The following is a 21,069-nucleotide window of genomic DNA, read 5'->3' on the forward strand; positions in this document are numbered from 1 at the left end:
CGGCGTCACGGCGGTGAAACCGACCGCCTTCGACGTCTTCCTGCAACGGCTACCACCGCCGCGGGGAATCAACCGGGGTGCGCGGCGAGGATCCGCCGCTCCTTCTCCGGATCGATCCCGAGCGGCTTGTCGCCCTGCAAGTACGGGGTGTTCCGCGGGCCGCGCTCCCGCAGCCACGCCCAGGTGGCCGCGACCGTCTCCTCGATCGGTCGGCACCGCAGCCCCGCGGCCACCGCCTTGCCGCTGTCGGCCTGCCAGATGCCGGCCGCCTCGCCGTCCTCCGGGGCCCAGAGCGGGAGTTCGGACCACATCTCGATGCCGGCGGCGGTCAGCTCCTGGTCCGGCACCCACACCAACTCGGCGTCCGAGCCGGTCACTTCCACGCAGGCCGCGAGCATCCGCCGGTAGCTGCTGGAGCCCGGCAGCGCGGTGGTGACGAAGCTGCCGTGGTCGCCCCGCTCGGCCAGGTCCAGCCCGAAGACCGCGAAGTCCGCCGCGTCGATCAGCTGGATCGGCAGGTCGGGCCGGCCGGGCGCGAGCACCCGGCCGCCGCGGGCGATCCGCTCCAGCCACCAGGGCAGTCGGCCGACGTTCTCGTGCGGCCCGACCAGCAAGCCGCAGTTGAGCAGCAGCGAGCGCTCGGCCCCGAACTCCGCCAGCACGGCCCGCTCGCAGCCCGCCTTCAGCGCGTTGTCCACCGGCAGGTCGGGCGGGGAGTCGGCCGGACACTCGTGCAGCGGCGAGTCCTCGTTCACCGGCTTGGCCGGCCAGTCGGCGAAGGCGTGCACCGAGGAGACGAAGAGGTAGCGGTCCGCGTGGTCCTTCAGCAGCGCGGCCGAGCGGCGCACGGTGTGCGGCTGCTGGCCACTGGTGTCGATCACCAGGTCCCACCGCCTGCCGGACGGCGCCCGGGGGGCGTCCCCGGGCTGCCCGTCGACCAGCGCGGCCAGGTCCTCGGCCACCGCGCGGTCACCTCGAACGGCCGCCACCCCGGGCAGGTCCGGCGCGGACCGGCCGCGGTTGAAGGTGGTGACCTGGTGGCCGCGGGCCAGTGCTTCGACGGCGAAGGCGCGGCCGAGGAAGACCGAGCCGCCGAGAATCAGGATTCGCATGCGGGTGAGCATGCCGGTCAACGGCTCGCCGGGGGACGGCCGTTCGCGGTCGGCTCAGCCTGTTCGCCCGCGGCGAAGCAGGTGCGGGGCCGCCCGGGGGCGGATTGTCATCGGCTTCTCATCTGTTGGGTGCAACGTTGGGGCTGAGCTGGGGAGTCCAACAGATGGGCGACGGGACAGTACCGGGACTGTCAGCGCGTGGGTGACGAGGGCGAAGGTGTGAACGTGGTGGAGCCGGGAGCGGGCGCGCCGGTCGGTCCGGAAGGCGTCGGTGCGACGGTCGGCTGGGTGGACGGCGTGATCGACGGGCTGCCGGCCGATGCGCTGGGCGACGCGGGCGAGGGGCCGGTCGGCGGTCCGGACGTCGGGTTGGCGCTCGGACTGGCGCTGTTGCTCGGCGCGGTGCTGGCGCTGCTGCCGGCGCTCGCGCCGTCCGAGGGGATCGCGCTGGCGCTGCCGCTCGGGTTCGCGCTCGGGCTGGGGGTGAAGCCGCTCGGCGAGGACGCCGCCGGGCTCGGCGCCCCGCGCAGGCCCGGCCCGCCGGACAGGGTGACCACGGCGCGGGAGGGCGGCAGCGAGATCTGCGCCGTCCAGTCGCCGACCGGGGCGTGCTGATCGTCCACCGTGACGGTCACCGTGATCCGCCGGCCGGGTTCCAGGGTGCCGGAGTCCCGGCTCAGCCGGAGCCAGTCGCAGCTGAGCACGGCGTGCCAGTCGAGTGGGGACGTGCCGGTGTTGGTCAGGGTGAGCACCGTTCGGTTGCCGTAACCGGCCGCCTCCACCCGCAGCGCGTCGGCGGCGGGGAGCGGTACGGGGTGCAGCAGCGGGCTGGAGATCGGGACGGCGCCGGGCGCCGGTACCGGGACGGCGGCCCCCAGCACCGGGGGCAGCAACGTTTCTGCACCATTGGTGCTCGTCCCCACCAGGGCGGCCGGCAGGCCGTGGACGGCGGTGCCCGGGGTGGGTGCCGGCCGGGGGGCGAGCGGCGCGGGGACGCCGTCGTCCTCCGGGGCCGGGGTGTCCACCCGGACCGAGGAGACCGCGGCGGCCCCCGTCGTGGCGCTGCCGCTCTGGTGCGCCACCCACAACGCGGTCAGCGGCGCTGCCAGCACCGCGGCCAACACGCCGGTGGTGAGCGCCCGTTGACGCGCCAGCACGAGCCGTGCGGGCAGCTCGCAGCCGTGCCCCCGCAGTGGGCCGGGGGTGCGGTGGCGCGGGAAGCCGGCCGGGTCGAAGTGCACCCGGGGCAGCGGCGCGGCGGGGTCGAAGGCCTGGTGCAGGTCGTCCGGCGCCGGGAGCAGCCGCGGTTCGGCGACCGGTGCGTCGGCCCGGTCGGCGATGCCGCGGCAGGTCGGGCAGCCGGGCAGGTGGCCCACCAGTTCCCGCCGCAGGGCCGGGCCCAGGACCGGCGGGCGGCGCGCACCGTCACGGGTGCCGCCGAGCCGGGCCAGCTCCGGGCAGCCGCCGCTGTCGAGCACCAGCAGCGCCCGGCGGGTGGCGGCCAGCTCCGCGCGGGCCGCGGCGAGCAGCGCGGCCGCCTCGGCGGCGGGCAGGTCCAGGACGGCGGCGAGCTCGGCCTCGTCCAGCCCGTGGCGCAGGGACAGCTCCAGGGCCTCGCGCTGCTCGGCCGGCAGACCGGCCGCCTCCGGCCAGGCGAGCCCGGCCAGCTCGTCGGCCGCCGCGCCGCCCGCCCCGGGGAGGCGGCGCACGCAGGCGTAGCGGGCGGCGGAGTAGAGCCAGGCGCGGTGCAGGGCGGGGGCGATGCGGCCCGCGCCGCCGGCCCGGGCCAGCTCGCGCACCTCCAGGACGGCGGCCACGGCCGCCGGGCGCTCGCACAGCACGGACAGGCAGTAGGTGTAGAGGCCGTCCAGCCGGCGGCCGTAGCTGGTGAGCATCGTCTCGGAGGTCACGGGTCGAACAGTAGGGAGTGGGCCCGCCAGGCCCCGGAGCATCGCCGCCCTTGTACTCCTTTCGGGTGGCAGGAGCGCCTTGCCCGTGACGTCCCGGGCAACCGGACCGCCGGCCCGTGGCACCGCGCTGTCGGTGGCACCCGCTACCGTGGCGCGCATGGCAGCCCGCACCTCGAAGACCACCGCCAAGCCCCGCCCGGCCTACCGCTGCACGGAGTGCGGCAACCAGCTGCCCAAGTGGGTCGGCCGGTGCCCGGAGTGCAACGCCTGGGGCACGGTGGAGGAGTACGGCGCGGTGCCGATCCGGACCACCGCCGCGGGCCCGGTCAGCTCCCCGGCCCGCCCGATCGGCCAGGTCGACGGCCAGGTGGCGACCGCCCGCTCCACCGGGGTGCCGGAGCTGGACCGGGTGCTGGGCGGCGGCCTGGTGCCGGGCGCGGTGGTGCTGCTGGCCGGTGAGCCCGGCGTCGGCAAGTCCACCCTGCTGCTGGACGTGGCCGCCAAGGCCGCCACCTCCCAGCACCGCACGCTCTACGTCACGGGTGAGGAGTCGGCCGGCCAGGTGCGGCTGCGGGCGGACCGGATCAACGCCCTCTCCGACCACCTCTACCTGGCCGCCGAGCAGGACCTGGGCGCCGTGCTCGGCCACATCGAGCAGGTGAGCCCGGGCCTGCTGATCCTGGACTCGGTGCAGACCATCGCCTCCGCCGAGCTGGACGGTGCGCCCGGCGGCCCGGCCCAGGTGCGCGAGGTGGCCGGGGCCCTGATCCGGGCGTCCAAGGAGCGCGGCATGGCCACCCTGCTGGTGGGCCACGTCACCAAGGACGGCCAGATCGCCGGCCCCCGCCTGCTGGAGCACCTGGTCGACGTGGTGCTGAGCTTCGAGGGCGACCGGCACGCCCGGCTGCGGATCATCCGCGGTGTCAAGAACCGGTACGGCGCCACGGATGAGGTCGGCTGCTTCGAGCTGCACGACGAGGGCATCGAGGGGCTGGCCGACCCGTCCGGCCTCTTCCTGACCCGCCGGGACAAGCCGGTGGCCGGCACCTGCCTGACCGTCACCCTGGAGGGCAAGCGTCCGCTGGTGGCCGAGGTGCAGGCCTTGATGGTGGATTCGCAGATCCCCTCGCCGCGCCGCACCACCTCGGGCCTGGAGTCGCCGCGGATCGCCATGATCCTTGCGGTGGTCGAGCGGCACGGCGGGATCAAGCTCGGCAAGCAGGACATCTACACGGCCACCGTCGGCGGGGTGAAGCTCACCGAGCCGTCGGCGGACCTGGCGGTGGCGCTCGCGGTGGCCAGTTCCTCCACCGACAACCCGCTGCCCAGCAACCTGGTGGCGATCGGTGAGGTGGGCCTGGCCGGCGAGGTGCGGCGGGTGACCGGGGTGCAGCGCCGGCTGGCCGAGGCGCACCGGCTGGGCTTCACCCACGCCCTGGTGCCGCCGGACCCGGGCAAGGTGCCGCCCGGCATGAAGGTGGTCGAGGTGGCCGACATCGGTGAGGCGCTGCGGGCCGTCCCGGGCCGCCGCCGGTCCGCCGGGCGGCCCCGCGCCGAGCAGCGGCCGGCCCCCGAGCAGCCCCGTCCGGTGCCGCCGCCCGTGGCCTACGCCGATGAGCTCATGGACGGCTGGGACCCGGTCGATTCGGACGAACTGGTCTGACCGAGGCACCGTCAGTGCTGCTGCACCGTAGACTTTGTCCTGTCCAGTACCAGATCGGACAGAAGCGAACGAGGGACCGGGGCTGAGATTCGGTCCGGATCGGGGCCGGAGGAGTCACCGTGGCAGCGAGCGACCGGGCGGAGAAGTCCCCCCGCGAGGAGGCCTTGCTGCGCTCCTCCCTTCAGGCCATCGCCCCGGGCACCCCGCTGCGGGACGGCCTGGAGCGGGTACTGCGGGCCAACACCGGCGGGCTGGTCGTGCTGGGCTTCGACAGGACCGTCGAGTCGCTCTGCACCGGCGGTTTCGTGCTGGACGTGGAGTTCACCGCGACCAGGCTGCGCGAACTGTGCAAGCTGGACGGCGCGGTGGTGCTGGACAAGGACATCACCAAGATCGTCCGGGCCGGCGTGCACCTGATGCCGGACGCGGACATCCCGACCGACGAGACCGGCACCCGCCACCGCACCGCCGAACGGGTGAACAAGCAGACCGGCTTCCCGGTGGTCGCCGTCTCGCACTCGATGCGGCTGATCGCGATGTACGTCAACGGCGCCCGCCGGGTGCTGGAGGACTCCACCACCGTGCTCTCCCGGGCCAACCAGGCGCTGGCCACCCTGGAGCGGTACAAGCTGCGCCTGGACGAGGTGGCCGGCACCCTCTCCGCCCTGGAGATCGAGGACCTGGTCACCGTCCGGGACGTCACCGCGGTGGCGCAGCGGCTGGAGATGGTGCGGCTGATCGCCGCGGAGATCGCCGGTTACGTGCTGGAGCTCGGCACCGACGGCCGGCTGCTCTCGCTCCAGCTGGACGAGCTGATCGCCGGCGTCGAGCCGGAGCGCGAGCTGGTGGCCCGGGACTACTTCCCGGAGCGGGCCGCCAAGCGCGGCCGGACGGTCGCCGAGGTGCTGGCCGACCTGGAGACGCTCACCCACGCCGAGCTGCTCGACCTGCAGACGGTGGCCAAGACGATCGGCTACTCCGGCTCCCCCGAGTCGCTGGACTCGGCCGTCTCGCCGCGCGGCTACCGGCTGCTGGCCAAGATCCCGCGGCTGCCGAACACCGTGATCGAGCGCCTGGTGGAGCACTTCGGCGGGCTGCAGAAGCTGCTCGCCGCCAGCATCGACGACCTCCAGGCGGTCGAGGGCGTCGGCGAGACCCGGGCCCGCTCGGTGCGCGAGGGGCTCTCCCGGCTCGCCGAGTCCTCGATCCTGGAGCGCTACGTCTGAACCGGTCCCGGAGGGCTGCGCCCGAACGTTCCTGCAGTGTTCCGGCGCCCGTCCGGTGAACGTTCCGGCGCCTGCCCGGCGAGCCGTCCCTGCGCCGGTCCGGTTCCCGCGCCTGCCCGGCGAGCCGTCCCTGCGCCGGTCCGGTGAACGTTCCCGCGCCCGTGCGGCGAACCCCTCCCGCGCCCGTCCGGCACCGCGTCAGGCCCGGCACCTCCCGACGAGGCGCCGCGCCTGACGACCGCTCAGCTGCCGCCGGGCACCAGCTGGATCGAGGCGCGAGCCACCACCGGGCCGCCGGCCGGGCCGGTGAGGTCGGCCTGCACCAGGTAGGTGTCGTTCGGCACCGGTGAGGTGTCGCCGGAGGTGGCGCACTGCGGCTTGCTGCGGCTGCGGTCCCAGTCGAAGGTCTCGGTCAGGTCGCTGGCCGGGGCCTGCACCCAGCGGCCCTGCTTGCCGGTCGTGCAGTCGGCGGAGGACCAGATGTGCTCGCCGCCCTTCCAGATGGTGATCGAGGAGGCGGCCTGGCTCAGGTCGACGCGGCACTGCGTGCCGGAGACGTTGTGGATCTTCAGCTCGAAGGTGGGCTTCTGGTTCGGCTGGTAGGCGTTCTGGAGGCCGCCGCCGACGACCGTCAGCTGCAGGCTCAGCTGGCCCGCGGTGCAGATCGGCAGCGCCATCACCTCGGCGGTGTTGATCGGCGGGGCGCTGCCGCCACCGGTCGAGGAACCCCCGCTGCCGCCGCCGGTGCCCGCCGACGGGCCGGCGCCGTTGCCGCCGTTCCCGGATCCGCCGCCGTTCCCGGACCCGCCGCCGTTCCCGCCCCCGCCGGTGGCGCCGTTGGACGCGCCGCCGGTCGACCCGCCGCCGCTGCCGCCCGGGACGCTGGAGATCGCCGGGCCGGTCGGGGTGGCGCCCGGGGTGATCGAACCGGGCGCGCTGGGGGAGGCGGAGGCCGGCGCGGGCTGGGCGGCCTTCTGCTTGCCGCCGTCCTGACCGAGCGTCAGCCAGGCGAGCAGGGCGACCGCCACCAGTAGGGCGGCGAGCACAACCAGCCGCCGTCGCCAGTAGATCGAGGCGGGCAGTGGTCCGACGGGCTGTCGCAGTGAAGGCACGAGCAAAATCTATAAGAGGTGGGGTACCCGCTTGTGCACCAACACCGCCATCCGAGGCCGATCTTTCACATCATCCGGTATTTCGCCCCTTCGGGGGAGGGCCGTCGCCGGACTGTGCGAGGATCGAGGACGCCATGCCGACCATCTCCGCACCCCGCACCGGCGCCTTGCCGCCGGTGGAAACGCCCGCGCCGCTGCTGCATTCGATCGTGCTCGACTGGTACCGGGAGAACGCCCGGCACCTGCCCTGGCGCACCCCCGAGGCCTCGCCCTGGGCGGTGATGGTCAGCGAGTTCATGCTGCAGCAGACCCCGGTGAAGCGGGTGCTGCCGGCCTACGCCGCCTGGCTGGAGCGCTGGCCCACCCCGGCCCACCTCGCCGCCGACGCGCCCGGTGAGGCGGTCCGGATGTGGGGGAGGCTGGGCTATCCGCGGCGGGCGCTGCGGCTGCACGCCGCGGCCACCGCGATCGTGGAGCGGCACGGCGGCCGGGTGCCGGACGACCACGCCGAGCTGCTGGCGCTGCCCGGGGTCGGCGAGTACACGGCCGCGGCCGTCGCCTCGTTCGCCTTCAAGCAGCGGCACGCGGTGCTGGACACCAACGTCCGCCGGGTCTTCGCCCGCGCCGTGACCGGCGTCGAGTACCCGGCCAACGCGACCACCGCCGCCGAGCGCCGGGTCGCCACCGAGCTGCTGCCCGACGCCGCCGAGGTGGCCGCGGAGTGGGCGGTGGGCGTGATGGAGCTGGGCGCCCTGGTCTGCACCGCCCGTTCGCCGGAGTGCGGGGGCTGCCCGCTGCGCGCCCGGTGCGCCTGGCAGCGGGCCGGCTGCCCGCCGCACCAAGGGCCGGCGCGGCGCGGCCAGAGCTACGAGGGCACCGACCGCCAGGTGCGCGGCAAGCTGCTCGCCGTGCTGCGGGCGCAGCACGGGCCGGTGGCGCGCGCCCGGCTGGACGTGGTCTGGCCGGACGACATCCAGCGGGACCGGGCGCTGGACGGTCTGGTGGCCGACGGCCTGGTCGAGCCGCTCGCCGACGGGTACTTCCGGTTGCCGCAGTGACCCCCCGGACATGACGAGGCCCCCCGCTCGATCCCTGGAGCGGAGGGCCTCAGCTTCGGGGGCTCAGTGAGCCGCCGCCTCCACGCTCGGCTTGCCGGCGCCGCGCAGCGGGGCGCCGCGCAGGAAGAGCGAGGCCGCGACGGCGAGCACGCTGATCGCGGCGGCCCACAGGAAGACCGAGTGGATGCCGTTGGTCACGCCGTGGTGGATGATCATCTGCCTGTCCATCGGCATCGTGCGCAGCCGGGCCGGGGTCAGGTCCGCGGTGGAACCGCCGCTGCTCGGCAGGTGGGCCTTGGCCAGGGTGTCCTTCATCCGGTTGGTGTAGATGGCGCCGAAGAGCGCCACACCGAAGGAACCGCCGATGGTGCGGAACAGGGTGGCGGTGGAGCTGGCCACGCCCATGTCCTTGAGCTCGACGCTGTTCTGCGCGACCAGCATGGTGATCTGCATCAGGAAGCCCATGCCGGCGCCCAGCACCGCCATGTAGATGCCGGAGGTGAGGCGGCTGGTGTCGGTGCCCATGCCGGAGAGCAGGAACGAGCCGACGCCCATCACCACGGTGCCGACGATCGGGAAGATCCGGTACTTGCCGGTCTTGGTGACTATCTGGCCGACCACCAGCGAGACCACCAGCATGCCGAACATCATCGGCATCAGCAGCAGGCCGGAGTTGGTGGCCGAGGCGTTCTGCACGATCTGCTGGTACTGCGGCAGGAAGGTGACGCCGCCGAACATCTGGAAACCGACGATGAAGCCGATGATCGAGACCACCGTGAAGTCGCGGTTGCGGAACAGGCCGAGCGGCAGCATCGGCTCCGAGACCCGCTGCTCGACGTAGCAGAAGCCGATCAGCGAGGCCACGGCCAGCACCGCCAGGCCGATGATGTGCTTGGAGCCCCAGGCGTACTGGGTGCCGCCCCAGGTGGTGATCAGGACCAGCGAGGTGATGCCGGTGGTGAGCAGCAGGGCGCCGAGGTAGTCGATCTTCGCAGTGGAGCGGGACTTCGGCAGGTGCAGGGTGACGGTCACCACGGCCAGCGCGATCGCGCCCAGCGGGATGTTGATGTAGAAGATCCAGTGCCAGCTGAAGTGGTCGGTGATGAAGCCGCCGAGCAGCGGGCCGCCGATGGTGGCCAGCGCCATCACGGCCGCGAACAGGCCCTGGTACTTGCCGCGCTCGCGCGGCGAGACCAGCGCACCCATGATCGACATCACGCCGACCATCAGACCGCCGGCGCCCAGCCCCTGGAGGGCCCGGAAGGCGATCATCTCGTTCATGTTCTGCGACAGGCCGGCCAGTGCCGAGCCCGCCAGGAAGATGGTGATCGAGGTGAGGAAGGTGCCCTTGCGGCCGTAGAGGTCGCCGAGCTTGCCCCAGATCGGGGTGGCCGCGGCGGTCGCCAGGGTGTACGAGGTGACCACCCAGGACAGGTGGTTGGCGCCGCCGAGGTCGCCGACGATGGTCGGCATCGCGGTGCCGACGATCAGGTTGTCGAGCATCGCGAGCAGCATCGTGATGACCAGGCCGATCATCACCAGACGTATCTCGCGCGGCGATCGTTGCGGGCGCTCGTCCTCCCCAACGCCTGCGGGCGGAGTCTCCGCCGTCGCGTCGACCTGCTGTTGTGCCATGGTGTGCGTCTCCCGGGTGCGCCTGTCGGGCCTGCGACTCGCGGCCCCTCGCCAAACCTTACTTGCCGACCGGCTAGTTTAGTAATCGATGGCACGGTAAGGTCTGGGTAGTCGGGAGTCAAGCCGATTACGGCAGCTCCCAGTCCGCAGCGAGCTAGGCAGGCAGTCAGCCCATGAGTACGACCCACGGCCCCCGCAGCGACACCCGCGCGCGGATCATCGCGGTGGCGCTGGAGATGTTCTCCGAGCACGGGTACGAGAAGACCTCGCTGCGGGAGATCGCCGACCGACTGGGCGTCACCAAGGCAGCGCTGTACTACCACTTCAAGACCAAGGACGACATCGTCCACGGCATCGTCGAGACCATGGCCGTGCCGATCGACGAGGCGATCGCCTGGGGCGAGGAGCGGGCCTGGTCGCCCGAGGTGCGCGACGAGCTGGTCCGCCGGTTCGCCGCCGGCATGGTCGAGCGGGCTCCGCTGCTGCGCTTCTTCCACGAGAACCAGCCGGCGCTGCGCGAATCGCAGGCCGGGCTGGAGTTCCGCGACCGGATGATCCGGATGATCCGCCTGGTGCACGGCCCGGGCGCCTCGTTCGAGGACAAGCTGCGGGCGACCATGGCGCTCTTCTCGGTGAACTCGGCGTTCTTCCTGCTCAAGCACGACTGTTCGGACCTCGCCGCGGACCACGCCGTGGAGGACGAGACCGCGCTGGCGGAGGTGATGCGGGCGGCGACCACCGTCGGCCTGGAGATCGCCGCACCGATCAAGCCGGTGGCCGCCCGGGGCTGAGCCGGCTCAGAAGTCGCTCACCCCGTGCCCCGAGAGGTAGCCGACCGGGTCGATCACCGCGCCGTAGCGGTTGGCGGTGCGGATCTCGAAGTGCAGGTGCGGTCCGGTGGAGTTGCCGGTGCTGCCCGCGGCCCCGATCCGCTGACCGCCCGTCACCCGCTCGCCGGCCCGCACGCCGAACGCTGACAGGTGGGCGTACTGGGCGAACCTGCCGTCGGACAGCCGCAGCACCACCTCGTTGCCGTAGGCGCCGTTCCAGCCGGCCGAGACCACGGTGGCGTCGCCGACCGCGAGCAGCGGGGTGCCGGTGTCCACCGCGAAGTCCACGCCGGTGTGGTAGCCGGCGGCGTACGCGCGGTCGGGCACGCCGAACGGCTCGGACACCGGGGCGCCCGGTGCGGGGGCCGACCAGGCCGGGCCGGGCGGTGGTGCGGGAGCAGGCGGGGGCGTGGGCTGCGCCGCGGGCCCGGGGGCGGGCGCGCCGGTGCTCGCCCCGGCCAGGTTGGCCGCCACCGCGACCGCCGCCCGGGAGGCGGCTGCCCCGCCGGGCATCCGGTACGGGCCCGGCTTTGCCACCTGCACCACCGGCGCGGGTGACGACGGGAGCCGAGCGGCGGTGAACGCGGAGGGGCCGGGGGTCGTCGGCCGCACCGTCCGCGCCACCGCGCTGCCGGGCACCGCGGCCAGCGTCACACCCAGCAGCAGTGCGCCGGCCGCCGTCGAGGTGACCGCGGTCCGCCGGTGCGGACCGCGGAAGACCTCGTACGGGTCCCGGCGCAGCGCGGTCACCCGGTGTCGCGGCAGTCTTCGCGGGATGCCCGGCCACGAAAGGCGCGGCGCCCAGGGCGCGCGCGGCCGGGCGTGCCGGCCGGAACCGCTGAGCAGCCGGGCGACCCGGGAACGGACGGGGGTGGGGGTGGGCATGCCGTGCTCGACCTCGCAGCGGTTCGGACCAGCGGCCGGCCGGCAGCGCACTGGGGTAGGGGACCACACAGGTGTAACCGTCGGTGAGGAGGGAGTGAAATCCGCCCGGCTACTACGAGGGGTAGTGGCGATCGCCGCCGGTGGCGGCCGATCGGCGGCTCGTTCCCGCTCCCCGAGGCGCTCCGCCGGGGCCCGCCCGGTACTACCGGCATCCGTATCGGCCGCGGCGGCTGTGAGCAGCGCCACCCGCGATCGCGCCCCGGCGCCGGTCCACGCACGACCGTTCCCGCCGCCGCCACCCGGGCGGACCATCGAGGGATGAGCGCAGAAAGCAAAGTCTCGCTGCAACGCACCGCCGCGCCTGGGAGCAACGCTTCGCTGCCACGCGACGCCTCGCCCTACACCGGCCCCGACGACCGCCGCTTCGCCCTCTGGCGGGCCGCCGACCGGATCCTCTCCGGCCCGCGACCGGTCACCCTCCACGAACGCCTGGCCGAGCTCGGCGCCGACGCCCGGGCCTGCGTCGGTCCGGCCGAACGCCCCGACTTCTACGGCGACGGCGTGGTCGCCGCCCTGGAACACCAGGTCGCCGACTTGCTCGGCAAGCCCGCAGCGGCCTTCTTCCCCACCGGCACCATGGCCCAGCAGGTGGCGCTGCGCTGCTGGGCCCGGCAGTGCGGCAGCAGCCTGGTGGCCAGTCACCCGCTGGCGCACATCGAAACCCATGAGCGCCGCGCCTACCGCCGCCTCACCGGCCTGGACACCGTCTTCCCGACCACCGCGCCCCGGCTGCCGACCGCCGCCGAACTGCGCGCCCTGGACGAGCCCTACGGCGTGCTGCTGGTCGAACTGCCGCTGCGGGCGGCCGGCTTCGTGCTGCCCGCCTGGTCGGAGCTGCTCGAACTGACCGCGGCCGCCCGAGCCGCCGACGCCGTGGTGCACCTGGACGGCGCCCGGCTCTGGGAGGCCGCCGCCCACTACGGCCGCCCCCCGCACCAGCTGGCCGACCTGGGCGACTCGGTCTACGTCTCGTTCTACAAGGCGCTCGGCGGGATCAGCGGCGCCGCGCTCGCCGGACCCGCGGACCTGGTCGCCGAGGCCAGGGTCTGGCGCCACCGCTACGGCGGCCAGCTCTACCAGCAGTGGCCAGCGGTGCTCTCCGCCCGCGCCGCGCTCGGCCGCGAGCTGCCCCGGCTGCCCGGCTACCTGGCGCAGGCCGGGGTGCTGGCCGACGGGCTGCGCCGGGTGATCCGCGCGGTGCCCGGCGCCCGGATCCACCCCGACCCGCCGCACACCCACCAGTTCCAGCTCTGGCTGCCGCATCCGCCGGAACTGCTCGCCGAGGCCGGGCTGCGGCACTGCGCCCGCACCGGTGACGGGCTCTTCGGTTCCTGGTGGACCGGCCCGCTGCCCGGCCTGTCGATGACCGAACTGACCGCGCTGGCGCCCGCGCTGGCCTGGACCGCCGAGCAGGTGGCCGAGTCGGCCGGCGGCTTCCTGGCCGAGGTCGACCGGCTCGCCGCCGCCGGATAGCGCGCCCGGGGGTGCGCTTGACGGTCGAAGGTACATCGTCAACCCTGGTGATCCGTCGCCGAACCGTGGGTATCAAGCCAATTGACGTCGGGTCAGCAGGGGGAACGAGTGAGCGAGCAGCAGCCGCAGATCGAACTCGCCGAGGCGGTCGAGGCCGTCCGCCGCGAGGTGGCCGCGGCCGCCGAACGGGCCGCCGGCGAGCGGTTCAGGTTCGAGGTCGGCACCGTGGAGCTGGAGTTCTCCGTCGAGTTGCGCCGGGACGCGCGGGCCGACGGCAAGGTCCGCGCCTGGGTGCTGTCGGCCGGCGTCGAGGCGGGCGCCGCGCAGACCCGGGCCCACCGGGTGACCGTCACCCTCACTCCCCTGGACACCGTCACTGGCGGGAACGTGCTGGTCGGCAATGACGACCTGGGCAGCCGCGAGGGCTTCCATTGAGCCTGGTGGCCCAGCGGATCGCGGCCGTCCGGGCCGTCGGTCAGGGCAGCGGGGTGCTGCTCTCCGGCCGAGTGGTGCTGACCGCCGCCCATCTGCTGGCTCCTCGACGGGCCGGGACGGCCGCGCCGGGGGTGATCGAGGCCGCCGTGCCGGGCGGACGCGGCTGGATGCGCTGCACTCCGCTGTGGCTCTCGGCCGAGGCCGACGTCGCCGTGCTGCTTGCCGCCGGCGACCTGGTCAGGCCCGAGATCGCCGCCGACTTCGGGGAACTGCGCTGGGGCCGGATCGACGACCTGGAACCGGTGCCGCTCTGCCACGCGATCGGCTACCCGGCGGCCGGCCGGGAGGACGGCGGAGTACTGCGCAGCCACCAACTGGTCGGCACCCTGGCCCCCGCGACCGGTCTCGGCACCAGCCGGCACGTGCTGGCCACCCAGCACCAGCCACCCGGCCCGGTCACCGGCGCGGACTCGCCGTGGTCCGGGATGTCCGGCGCCCCGGTGGTCTTCAACAACCTGCTGCTCGGCCTCGCCACCGCCGACGTGGCACCGGGCGTCTGGCACCACTCCCAACTCGGCCTGGTGCTACTTGCCCCGCTGCTGGCCGACCCGGACTTCACCGCACTGCTCGCCCGCCGGCTGCCGGCCCCGATCCGGGTCCAGGGCATCGACCAACGCGAGCGCCAGGACGCCGAGTTCGAGGAGGAGTACGCCCGCAGCATCCGGCGCGAGCACGGCCGACTGAAGATCTTCGGGCTACCGCAGCCACTGCGCTGGGACCTCGGCACCGCCTACCTGAGCCTGCAAGCCCTCAAGGTGACGGAGCGTCAGCCGAACGCCGAGCGCACCCCCGGCACCGGCGAACCGCTGCTCGACCGCACCGGACGGCGCGGCCGGGTGGAGAGCCTGCTCAAGGACCGCCGCCGGGTGCTGCTGCGCGGCCAGGCCGGCTCCGGCAAGACCACCCTGCTGCAGTGGCTGGCCGTCAACGCCGTCTCCGGCGGCCTGGTCGGCGAACTCGCCGAACTCAACTACCGGGTGCCGTTCCTGCTGCGGCTGCGCACCATGTTCCAACTGCGCAACCTGCAACCGCGCCCCGCCGAGTTCCTCGCCATGGACCGCAGCCCGGTCGCCGCCGACCAACCCCCGGGCTGGGCCGACCGCCTGTTCACCGCCGGCCGGGCCATCCTGCTGGTCGACGGCCTGGACGAGATCCCGCAGGAGAACCGGGACGAGGCCGGCGAATGGCTGGCCGACCTGCTGGAGCTCTACCCCAACTGCTTCACCCTGGTCACCGTGCGCCCCACCGGCGTTCCCGCCGACTGGCTGCACCGCCAGCGGTTCGAGGAGCTGATGCTCTGCCCGATGGACGAGTGGGACCGCAGCCGCTTCGTGGAGCGCTGGCACCAGGCCGCCCTCGCCGCCGAACGGGACGCCACCGACGATCCCACCCCTGCCGAACTCGCCGCCCTGGAGGGACGGTTCCGAGAGATGACGGACGCGCTGCGGCGCGCCCTGCGGCAGTCCCCGGAGCTCGACCTGCTCACCGACAGCCCGCTGCTCTGCGCCATGATCTGCGCCCTGCACCGGGAGTGGGAGGGTGGACTGCCCGAACGCAAGATGGAGGTCTACGAGTCGGCCCTCGACATGCTGCTGCTCCGCCGCGACAAGCAGCGCCGGATCGCCGCCCTGCCGGAGGGCCGCCAGCTCGGCCGCGAGGAGCAACTCGCCCTGCTGCAGCGGATGGCGGCCTGGCTGGTGCTCAACGGCCAGCACGAGGGCGACCACGAGGACGCGCTGCGGCAGATCGAACAGGTGCTGCCGAGCCTGCCCGCGGCCCGTGGCAGCCTCGGCGCCGAGCAGGTGCTGCGCCACCTGGTGGAACGCACCGGACTGCTCACCGAAACCAGCGTCGCCACCTTCGAGTTCGTCCACCGCACCTTCCAGGACTACCTGGCCGCCCGGGAGTTCATGGAGGACCGGGACTTCGGGCTGCTGGCCGGCCGCGCCGCCGACGAGCAGTGGGCCGACGTGGTCCGGATGGCCGTCGGCCACTGCTCGCACCGCGACCGCGCCGTGCTGCTGCGCCGCCTGCTGGCCGCCGCCAGTGCCGGCCCGCAGGCCCGCGCCGCCCGCTGGATCCGGCTGATCGCCGCCGGCTGCCTGCCCTACGCCTCGGTGCTGGACGAGACCGTCCGCGCCGAGGTGCTGGCCCAACTGCGCCCGATGCTGCAGATGTTCCCGCGCGAGGAGGAGGCCACCTACGAGCCGCGCGAATGGCAGGCGCTCTACGCGGTCGGCGAGGACCTGCTGCCGCTGCTCACCCCCGACACCGATCTGCCGCTCTGGCTGGTCGTCCGGCTGCTGGAGCGGATGGGCGGCCCGGAGGCGCTGGACCGGCTGGTCGCGATCAACGCCAGGATCGCCGCCGAGCAGGGCGGACAGCCGGCGCTGGCCTCCCGCGAGGTGCTGGCCCGGGCCTACCAGCAGGCCGGCGACCTGGCGCAGGCGATCCCCGCACTGGAGCAACTGGTCACACTGTCCGAGCAGTTGATGGGCCAGGGGCATCCGGACACGTTCGCCGCGCGGCTGCGGCTGGCCGACGCCTACCTGGAGTCCGGCGCGCTGGCCGGCGCGCTGCCCCGCTACGAGCAGCTGCTGGCCGACGCCGAGGCCCGGGCCGCCGCCGTCGACCTGCTGGAGATCCGCAGCCGGCTGGGCGCCGCCTACCTGGAGGCCGGTGCGCTCGGCCGGGCGCTGCCGCTGTTCGAGCGCCTGATCGCCGAGGCCGAGGAACTCAAGGGCCGGGACAGCCCCGAGGCGCTGGCCGCCCGCGGCCGGCTCGGCGCCGCACAGCGCGACGCGGGCCAACTGGCCAAGGCGATCACCAACTTCGAGTGGCTGCTGATGGATGCCGAGCGCGCCCTCGGCGAGGACCACCCGGACACCCTGGTGATAAGGATCGACGCCGCCGCCGCGCAGGCCGAGGCCGGCGACCTGACCCGGGCCATCCCGGCGTTGGAGCAGATCCAGGCGGACTCGGCCCGCGAGCTCGGCGAGCACTACCCGACCACGCTGACCGCCGCACTGCGGCTGGCCAACGCCTATGCCGAGGCGGGTGACCTGTTCAAGGCCGTGCCGATCCTGGAGGCGGTGGACCAGGCCCGCACCCGGCTGTTCGGCGAGGACCACCCGGCCACCTTCACCGCCCGCCGCCACCTCGCGGTCGCCTACCTCGGCCAGGGCGAGCACGGGTTGGCGCTCGGCCTGCTGGAGGCCACCCTGGAGCGGGCCCACCGGGCGCTCGGCGAACGCCATCCGGAGCCGCTGTCGCTGCGGCACGAGCTCGGGGTGGCGCAGCGGGTCGGCGGCGAGCCGCGGCGCGCCGTCGACCTGCTCTCCCGGGTGCTCGGCGACCGCTGGGTGCTGCTCGGCGAGCGCCACCCCGACACCCTGCGCACCCGGCACCAGCTGGCACTGGCCTACTGGGCGGCCGAGGACCCCAGGCAGGCCACCGAACTGGCCGGGCGCACCCTGGCGTTGTGCGAGACCCATCTCAGCCCGGACCATCCGCTGACGCTGGCGGTGCGGGAAAGCCTGGACCCGGCGAACCGGCAGGCCCACCCGGTCCGCCGTCGGCCGCGCAGCAGCCCTTAGCCGATGGTCGTCAGGAGCCGTTTGCCGAGTCGTAGTCGGCGCGTGCCGCGAGCACCTCCTCCATGTTGGCTTCCGCCCACGCCTTGATCGCCTGCATCACCGGCAGTAGGTCCAGGCCGAGCGGGGTGAGCGCGTACTCCACCCGGACCGGGACCGCCGGGGTGACGGTGCGGGAGACCAGGCCGTCGCGCTCCAGGTTGCGCAGCGTCTGGGTGAGCATCTTCTGGCTGATCCCCGCGACACGGCGGGACAGTTCGCCGAATCGCCGGGGCTGCTCGGCGAGCGCGTTGATCAGCAGACTGGTCCACTTGTCGCTGATCCGGTCGAGGAGGTGGCGGGTCGGGCACTCGGCCACATATGCGTCGTAGCGCAGTTTGGCGTCGACGCGCTGCTGGGCGGCCGTCCTGGTGGCCATGGTGAAGCTCTCCTGAGGGTGCGGTACGCACTTCGAGGTGCGTTCTTTCCGGCAGAGCGTAACTCTCCTTAGGTTAGCTGCAACAGGGCGGACGGTGACGGGAGTTCTGACATGCGCGCAGTGGTGGTGCGGGAGTTCGGCGGGCCGGGGGCGCTGACGGAGGTCGAGGTGCCGGTACCGGCCCCCGGGCCGGGGCAGCTGCGGATCGAGGTGGCCGCGGCGGCCGTGAACCCGGTGGACGCGGCGACCAGGTCGGGGGCGCTGGCCGGGATCGGCCTGATGCCGCCGCCGGCGGGGTCAACGGTCGGCATCGGCTGGGACGTTGCCGGAACGGTGGCCGAACTGGGGCCGGGCACCTCGGGATTCGCCGTCGGTGACCGGGTGATCGGACTGCGCGACCGGCTGGACGTGCCGCTCGGCAGCTACGCGGAGCAACTGGTGCTGGACGCCTCGGCGGTGGCCCCGCTGCCCGCCGCGCTGTCACCGGCGGCGGGGGCCACCCTGCCGCTGAACGGGCTGACGGCCGAGCAGGCGTTGGACCTGCTGGACCTGCCGGCGGGGGCGAGCCTGCTGGTCACCGGTGCGGCGGGCGGGGTCGGCGGCTTCGCGGTCGAACTGGCGGCCCGGCAGCGGGGTTTGCGGGTGGTCGCGGTGGCGGGCGCGGCGGACCATGACGCGGTGCGGGCGCTGGGGGCCCGCTGGCTGGTGGACCGCGAGACGGGCGACTTGGCGGCGGCGGTGCGCGGGCTGGTGCCCGGCGGGGTGGACGGCGCGCTCGACGCCGCGCTGCTGGGGATCCGGGCGCTGGGCGCGGTGCGCAACCGGGGCGCCTTCGTCTCGGTGGCGGGGGACGCGCCCGTGGGGCTGCGGGGGATCCGGGTGCGAACGGTCTGGATCGCGGCCGACGGGGCGGTGCTGGGGCGGCTGGCACAGTTGGCCGCCCGTGGGGAGCTGACCCTGCGGGTGGCGGACACCCTGCCGCTGGCGGCGGCGGAGCAGGCGCACCGGCGGCTGGCGCGGGGCGGGTTGCGCGGGCGGCTGGTCCTGGTGCCCTGAGTGAGGTGTTCCCGACCGGAGAGAATGGCTCCGGACGGGACTCCCGCGACTCAGAGAAGGTGAAGCCACATCATGGACTTCGGCGTGCGCTGGAAGCTGCACGGTGACGGGCGCACGCCCGCGCCGGGAGCGGTGGTCCGCCCCGACGAACGGCTCTCCTGGCCCCGCACGGTGGGCCTCGGCGCCCAGCACGTGGTGGCCATGTTCGGGGCGAGCTTCGTGGCGCCGGTGCTGATGGGCCTCAACCCCAACCTCGCGATCATGATGTCCGGCGTCGCGACGGTGATCTTCCTGCTGGCGACCCGCGGCCGGGTGCCCAGCTACCTCGGCTGCTCGCTCTCCTTCGTGGGCGTCGCCGCGGTGATCCGGGCGCAGGGCGGCACCAGTGCGACGGTGACCGGCGCGGTGTTCGTGGTCGGCGTGGTGCTGTTCCTGGTGGGCCTCGCGGTCCAGCGGTTCGGGGCGCGCATCATCCACGCGGCGATGCCGCCGATCGTGACCGGTGCGGTGGTCATGCTGATCGGCTTCAACCTCGCCCCCGTGACCGCGTCGGTCTACTGGCCGCAGGACCAGTGGACGGCGCTGCTGGTGATGCTCTTCACCGCACTGGCCGTGGTCGCCCTGCGCGGCTTCTGGTCGCGCATCGCGATCTTCCTCGGCCTGCTCTTCGGCTACGGGATCTCCTGGGCGTTCGACCGGATCTTCGGGGAGATCCACTCGGTGGACGCCAGTGGCAAGCTCACCGACCACTGGCGGCTCGACCTCTCGGGCGTCGGCAAGGCGGACTGGATCGGCCTGCCGTCCTTCCACGGCCCGTCCTTCCAGTGGTCCGCGATCCTGGTGGCGCTGCCGGTGGTGATCGCGCTGGTCGCGGAGAACGCCGGACACATCAAGGCGGTCGGTGAGATGACCGGCGACCCGCTGGACGACAAGCTGGGCACGGCGATCTCCGCCGACGGCGTCGCCTCCATGCTCTCGACCGCGGTCGGCGGCCCGCCCAACACCACGTACTCGGAGAACATCGGTGTGATGGCCGCCACCCGGGTCTACTCGACGGCCGCCTACTGGGCGGCCGCCGGTTTCGCGCTGCTCTTCGGCATCTGCCCCAAGTTCGGCGCGATCGTGGCCGCGATCCCCGGCGGGGTGCTCGGCGGCATCACCGTCATCCTGTACGGCATGATCGGCCTGCTCGGTGCGCAGATCTGGAGCCGGTCCAACGTGGACCTGCGCAACCCGCTCAACCTGGTACCGGCCGCGGCGGGCATCATCATCGGCATCGGCAACGTCACCATGAAGTTCTCCAGCAACTTCAGCCTCAGCGGCATCGCGCTGGGCACGCTGGTCGTCGTCATCGGCTACCACGGGCTGCGGCTGCTCGCTCCCGCGCACCTCAAGGCCCAGGAACCGCTGTTCGACGAGGGCACCTCCTCCTACGACGAGGGCCCCTCCTCGTCCGGTGAGGCCTCATCGTCCGGCGAGGGGCGCGCCTAGCGGATCAGCGCCCAGCCGGTCGTGGCCGCCCGCGCACCCGGGTGGACGGGTGCGCGGCCACGTCGCGTCAGCCCCGGAACACCGCGGCATGGTCGGCCGCGAAGTCGGCGAAGGAGCGGGGAGCGTGCCCGGTTAGCTTCTCGACGTCGTGGGTGACCGCGCCCGCGCCGCCGCCCGCGTAGAAGGTGTAGAGCTCGATCAGGCCCTCGGCGCGCCACGGGTCCCAGCCGGCGGCCAGCATGCCGGCCAGCGCGGCCTCCGGCTCGACGGCCTGGTACGCCACCGTGCGGCCGGCCACGGCGCCCAGCTGGTCGGCGATCTCATCGTGGGTCAGCCCGGCCGGACCGGTCAGCGTGTAGACCGCGCCCTCGTGCCCGTCCGTGGTCAGCACCGCGACGGCGGCCTCCGCGACGTCCCGCGCGTCCACCCAAGAGACCGGGGCGTCCCCGGCGGCGGCCGTGAGCCGGCCGGCCTTGACCGCGGCGGCCATGCCCAGGAAGTTCTGGTGGAAGCCGTTGGGCGCCAGCACCGTCCAGGGCAGTCCGCCGGCCTGCAGGTGGGCGTGGCCCGTCACGTGGGCGGAGAGGAAGCGCACGCCCTCGGGCTTGACCTCCACCCCGGCGGCGGCGTGCAGCACGATCCGCGGCCGCAGACCGGTGCGCACCGCGGCGTCGATGACGTTGATCTCGTGCTGCGCCATCTCGGGGTGCACGGCCACCAGCAGGTAGATCACGTCGGCACCGGCCAGGGCGGTGTCCAGCGAGGTCGGGTCCGTGTAGTCGGCGGCCACCACCTCGACGCCCTCGTCCCATCCGGCCGGGCGCGACCCGGGGTCGCGCACCAGCGCGCGCACGCTCTCGCCGCGCTCGCGCAGCCCGCTGACGACCTTCGACCCCACGGTGCCGGTGGCACCGGTGACCACGATCACGGATGTCTCCCCCGCTCGTACCGGCGACTGACCTGATGAGCAGTCAACCAGACTATCACAGCGAGCCATTGGATGATCAAGGGCCGATTCGCCCTCGTTCGATCAGCCGGGCTCACCGCTCCGG

Annotated in this window: 16 protein-coding genes; 9 read left to right on the forward strand and 7 right to left on the reverse strand. The window is 73.9% G+C overall.

The annotated features are described in order from the left end of the window. Nucleotides 1-68 precede the first annotated feature (68 nt). Nucleotides 69-1,112, reverse strand: a complete 1,044-nt coding sequence (locus LN042_RS30600; RefSeq protein WP_230054672.1) for an NAD-dependent epimerase/dehydratase family protein — start codon at nucleotides 1,110-1,112, stop codon at nucleotides 69-71. Between the two features lie 191 nt (nucleotides 1,113-1,303). Next, on the reverse strand, nucleotides 1,304-3,022 hold the full coding sequence (locus LN042_RS30605; RefSeq protein WP_230054673.1) for a BACON domain-containing protein: 1,719 nt from the start codon (nucleotides 3,020-3,022) through the stop codon (nucleotides 1,304-1,306). A gap of 157 nt (nucleotides 3,023-3,179) precedes the next feature. Between LN042_RS30605 and radA the strand changes: the two genes are divergently transcribed. Both radA and disA read left to right on the forward strand, forming a co-directional pair. After that, complete coding sequence (gene radA, locus LN042_RS30610) at nucleotides 3,180-4,685, forward strand: DNA repair protein RadA (RefSeq protein ID WP_230054674.1); 1,506 nt, start codon at nucleotides 3,180-3,182, stop codon at nucleotides 4,683-4,685. A 167-nt stretch (nucleotides 4,686-4,852) separates the two neighbouring features. After that, complete coding sequence (gene disA / locus LN042_RS30615) at nucleotides 4,853-5,911, forward strand: DNA integrity scanning diadenylate cyclase DisA (RefSeq protein WP_230054688.1); 1,059 nt, start codon at nucleotides 4,853-4,855, stop codon at nucleotides 5,909-5,911. Nucleotides 5,912-6,153: 242 nt separating this feature from the next. Here the strand turns inward: disA and LN042_RS30620 are convergent, their stop codons facing one another. After that, nucleotides 6,154-7,023 (reverse strand): hypothetical protein, encoded by an 870-nt coding sequence (locus LN042_RS30620; protein ID WP_230054675.1) that lies wholly within the window; start codon nucleotides 7,021-7,023, stop codon nucleotides 6,154-6,156. 134 nt (nucleotides 7,024-7,157) lie between these two features. Here LN042_RS30620 and LN042_RS30625 point away from each other — a divergent pair, with 134 nt between their 5' ends. Then, nucleotides 7,158-8,081: an iron-sulfur binding domain-containing protein gene (locus LN042_RS30625; protein ID WP_230054676.1), complete on the forward strand. Its 924-nt coding sequence runs from the start codon at nucleotides 7,158-7,160 to the stop codon at nucleotides 8,079-8,081. A 63-nt stretch (nucleotides 8,082-8,144) separates the two neighbouring features. Here the strand turns inward: LN042_RS30625 and LN042_RS30630 are convergent, their stop codons facing one another. After that, the gene (locus tag LN042_RS30630; protein WP_372495849.1) at nucleotides 8,145-9,716 is read right to left on the reverse strand and encodes an MDR family MFS transporter; all 1,572 of its coding nucleotides are present in this window, start codon (nucleotides 9,714-9,716) and stop codon (nucleotides 8,145-8,147) included. A gap of 173 nt (nucleotides 9,717-9,889) precedes the next feature. Between LN042_RS30630 and LN042_RS30635 the strand changes: the two genes are divergently transcribed. After that, complete coding sequence (locus LN042_RS30635; RefSeq protein ID WP_230054677.1) at nucleotides 9,890-10,507, forward strand: TetR/AcrR family transcriptional regulator; 618 nt, start codon at nucleotides 9,890-9,892, stop codon at nucleotides 10,505-10,507. Between the two features lie 6 nt (nucleotides 10,508-10,513). On the opposite strand, the gene LN042_RS30640 is transcribed toward LN042_RS30635, so the two are convergent. After that, entirely contained in the window at nucleotides 10,514-11,431 is a 918-nt protein-coding gene (locus LN042_RS30640) for a M23 family metallopeptidase (protein WP_230054678.1), read from the reverse strand. 318 nt (nucleotides 11,432-11,749) lie between these two features. On the opposite strand from LN042_RS30640, the gene LN042_RS30645 reads away from it, so the two are divergent. The 3 genes from LN042_RS30645 (at nucleotide 11,750) to LN042_RS30655 (ending at nucleotide 17,055) form a co-directional block, all read left to right on the forward strand. Then, the gene (locus tag LN042_RS30645; protein ID WP_230054679.1) at nucleotides 11,750-12,964 is read left to right on the forward strand and encodes a threonine aldolase family protein; all 1,215 of its coding nucleotides are present in this window, start codon (nucleotides 11,750-11,752) and stop codon (nucleotides 12,962-12,964) included. Between the two features lie 108 nt (nucleotides 12,965-13,072). Further along, a complete protein-coding gene (locus tag LN042_RS30650) occupies nucleotides 13,073-13,399 on the forward strand; it encodes a trypco2 family protein (protein ID WP_230054680.1) in 327 nt (108 codons plus the stop codon). Nucleotides 13,400-13,404: 5 nt separating this feature from the next. Continuing rightward, nucleotides 13,405-17,055, forward strand: coding sequence for a tetratricopeptide repeat protein (locus tag LN042_RS30655; protein WP_230054681.1), 3,651 nt, complete (start codon nucleotides 13,405-13,407; stop codon nucleotides 17,053-17,055). Nucleotides 17,056-17,065: 10 nt separating this feature from the next. Here LN042_RS30655 and LN042_RS30660 read toward each other — a convergent pair whose 3' ends face one another. Beyond that, nucleotides 17,066-17,470: a winged helix-turn-helix transcriptional regulator gene (locus LN042_RS30660; protein WP_230054682.1), complete on the reverse strand. Its 405-nt coding sequence runs from the start codon at nucleotides 17,468-17,470 to the stop codon at nucleotides 17,066-17,068. 111 nt (nucleotides 17,471-17,581) lie between these two features. Between LN042_RS30660 and LN042_RS30665 the strand changes: the two genes are divergently transcribed. After that, nucleotides 17,582-18,526 (forward strand): NADP-dependent oxidoreductase, encoded by a 945-nt coding sequence (locus LN042_RS30665; protein WP_230054683.1) that lies wholly within the window; start codon nucleotides 17,582-17,584, stop codon nucleotides 18,524-18,526. A 72-nt stretch (nucleotides 18,527-18,598) separates the two neighbouring features. Continuing rightward, nucleotides 18,599-20,017: a uracil-xanthine permease family protein gene (locus LN042_RS30670; protein WP_230054684.1), complete on the forward strand. Its 1,419-nt coding sequence runs from the start codon at nucleotides 18,599-18,601 to the stop codon at nucleotides 20,015-20,017. A gap of 67 nt (nucleotides 20,018-20,084) precedes the next feature. Here LN042_RS30670 and LN042_RS30675 read toward each other — a convergent pair whose 3' ends face one another. Further along, nucleotides 20,085-20,945: an SDR family oxidoreductase gene (locus LN042_RS30675; RefSeq protein ID WP_230054685.1), complete on the reverse strand. Its 861-nt coding sequence runs from the start codon at nucleotides 20,943-20,945 to the stop codon at nucleotides 20,085-20,087. Nucleotides 20,946-21,069 lie beyond the last annotated feature (124 nt).

It is taken from the genome of Kitasatospora humi, from assembly GCF_020907985.1.
GTDB lineage: Bacteria > Actinomycetota > Actinomycetes > Streptomycetales > Streptomycetaceae > Kitasatospora > Kitasatospora humi.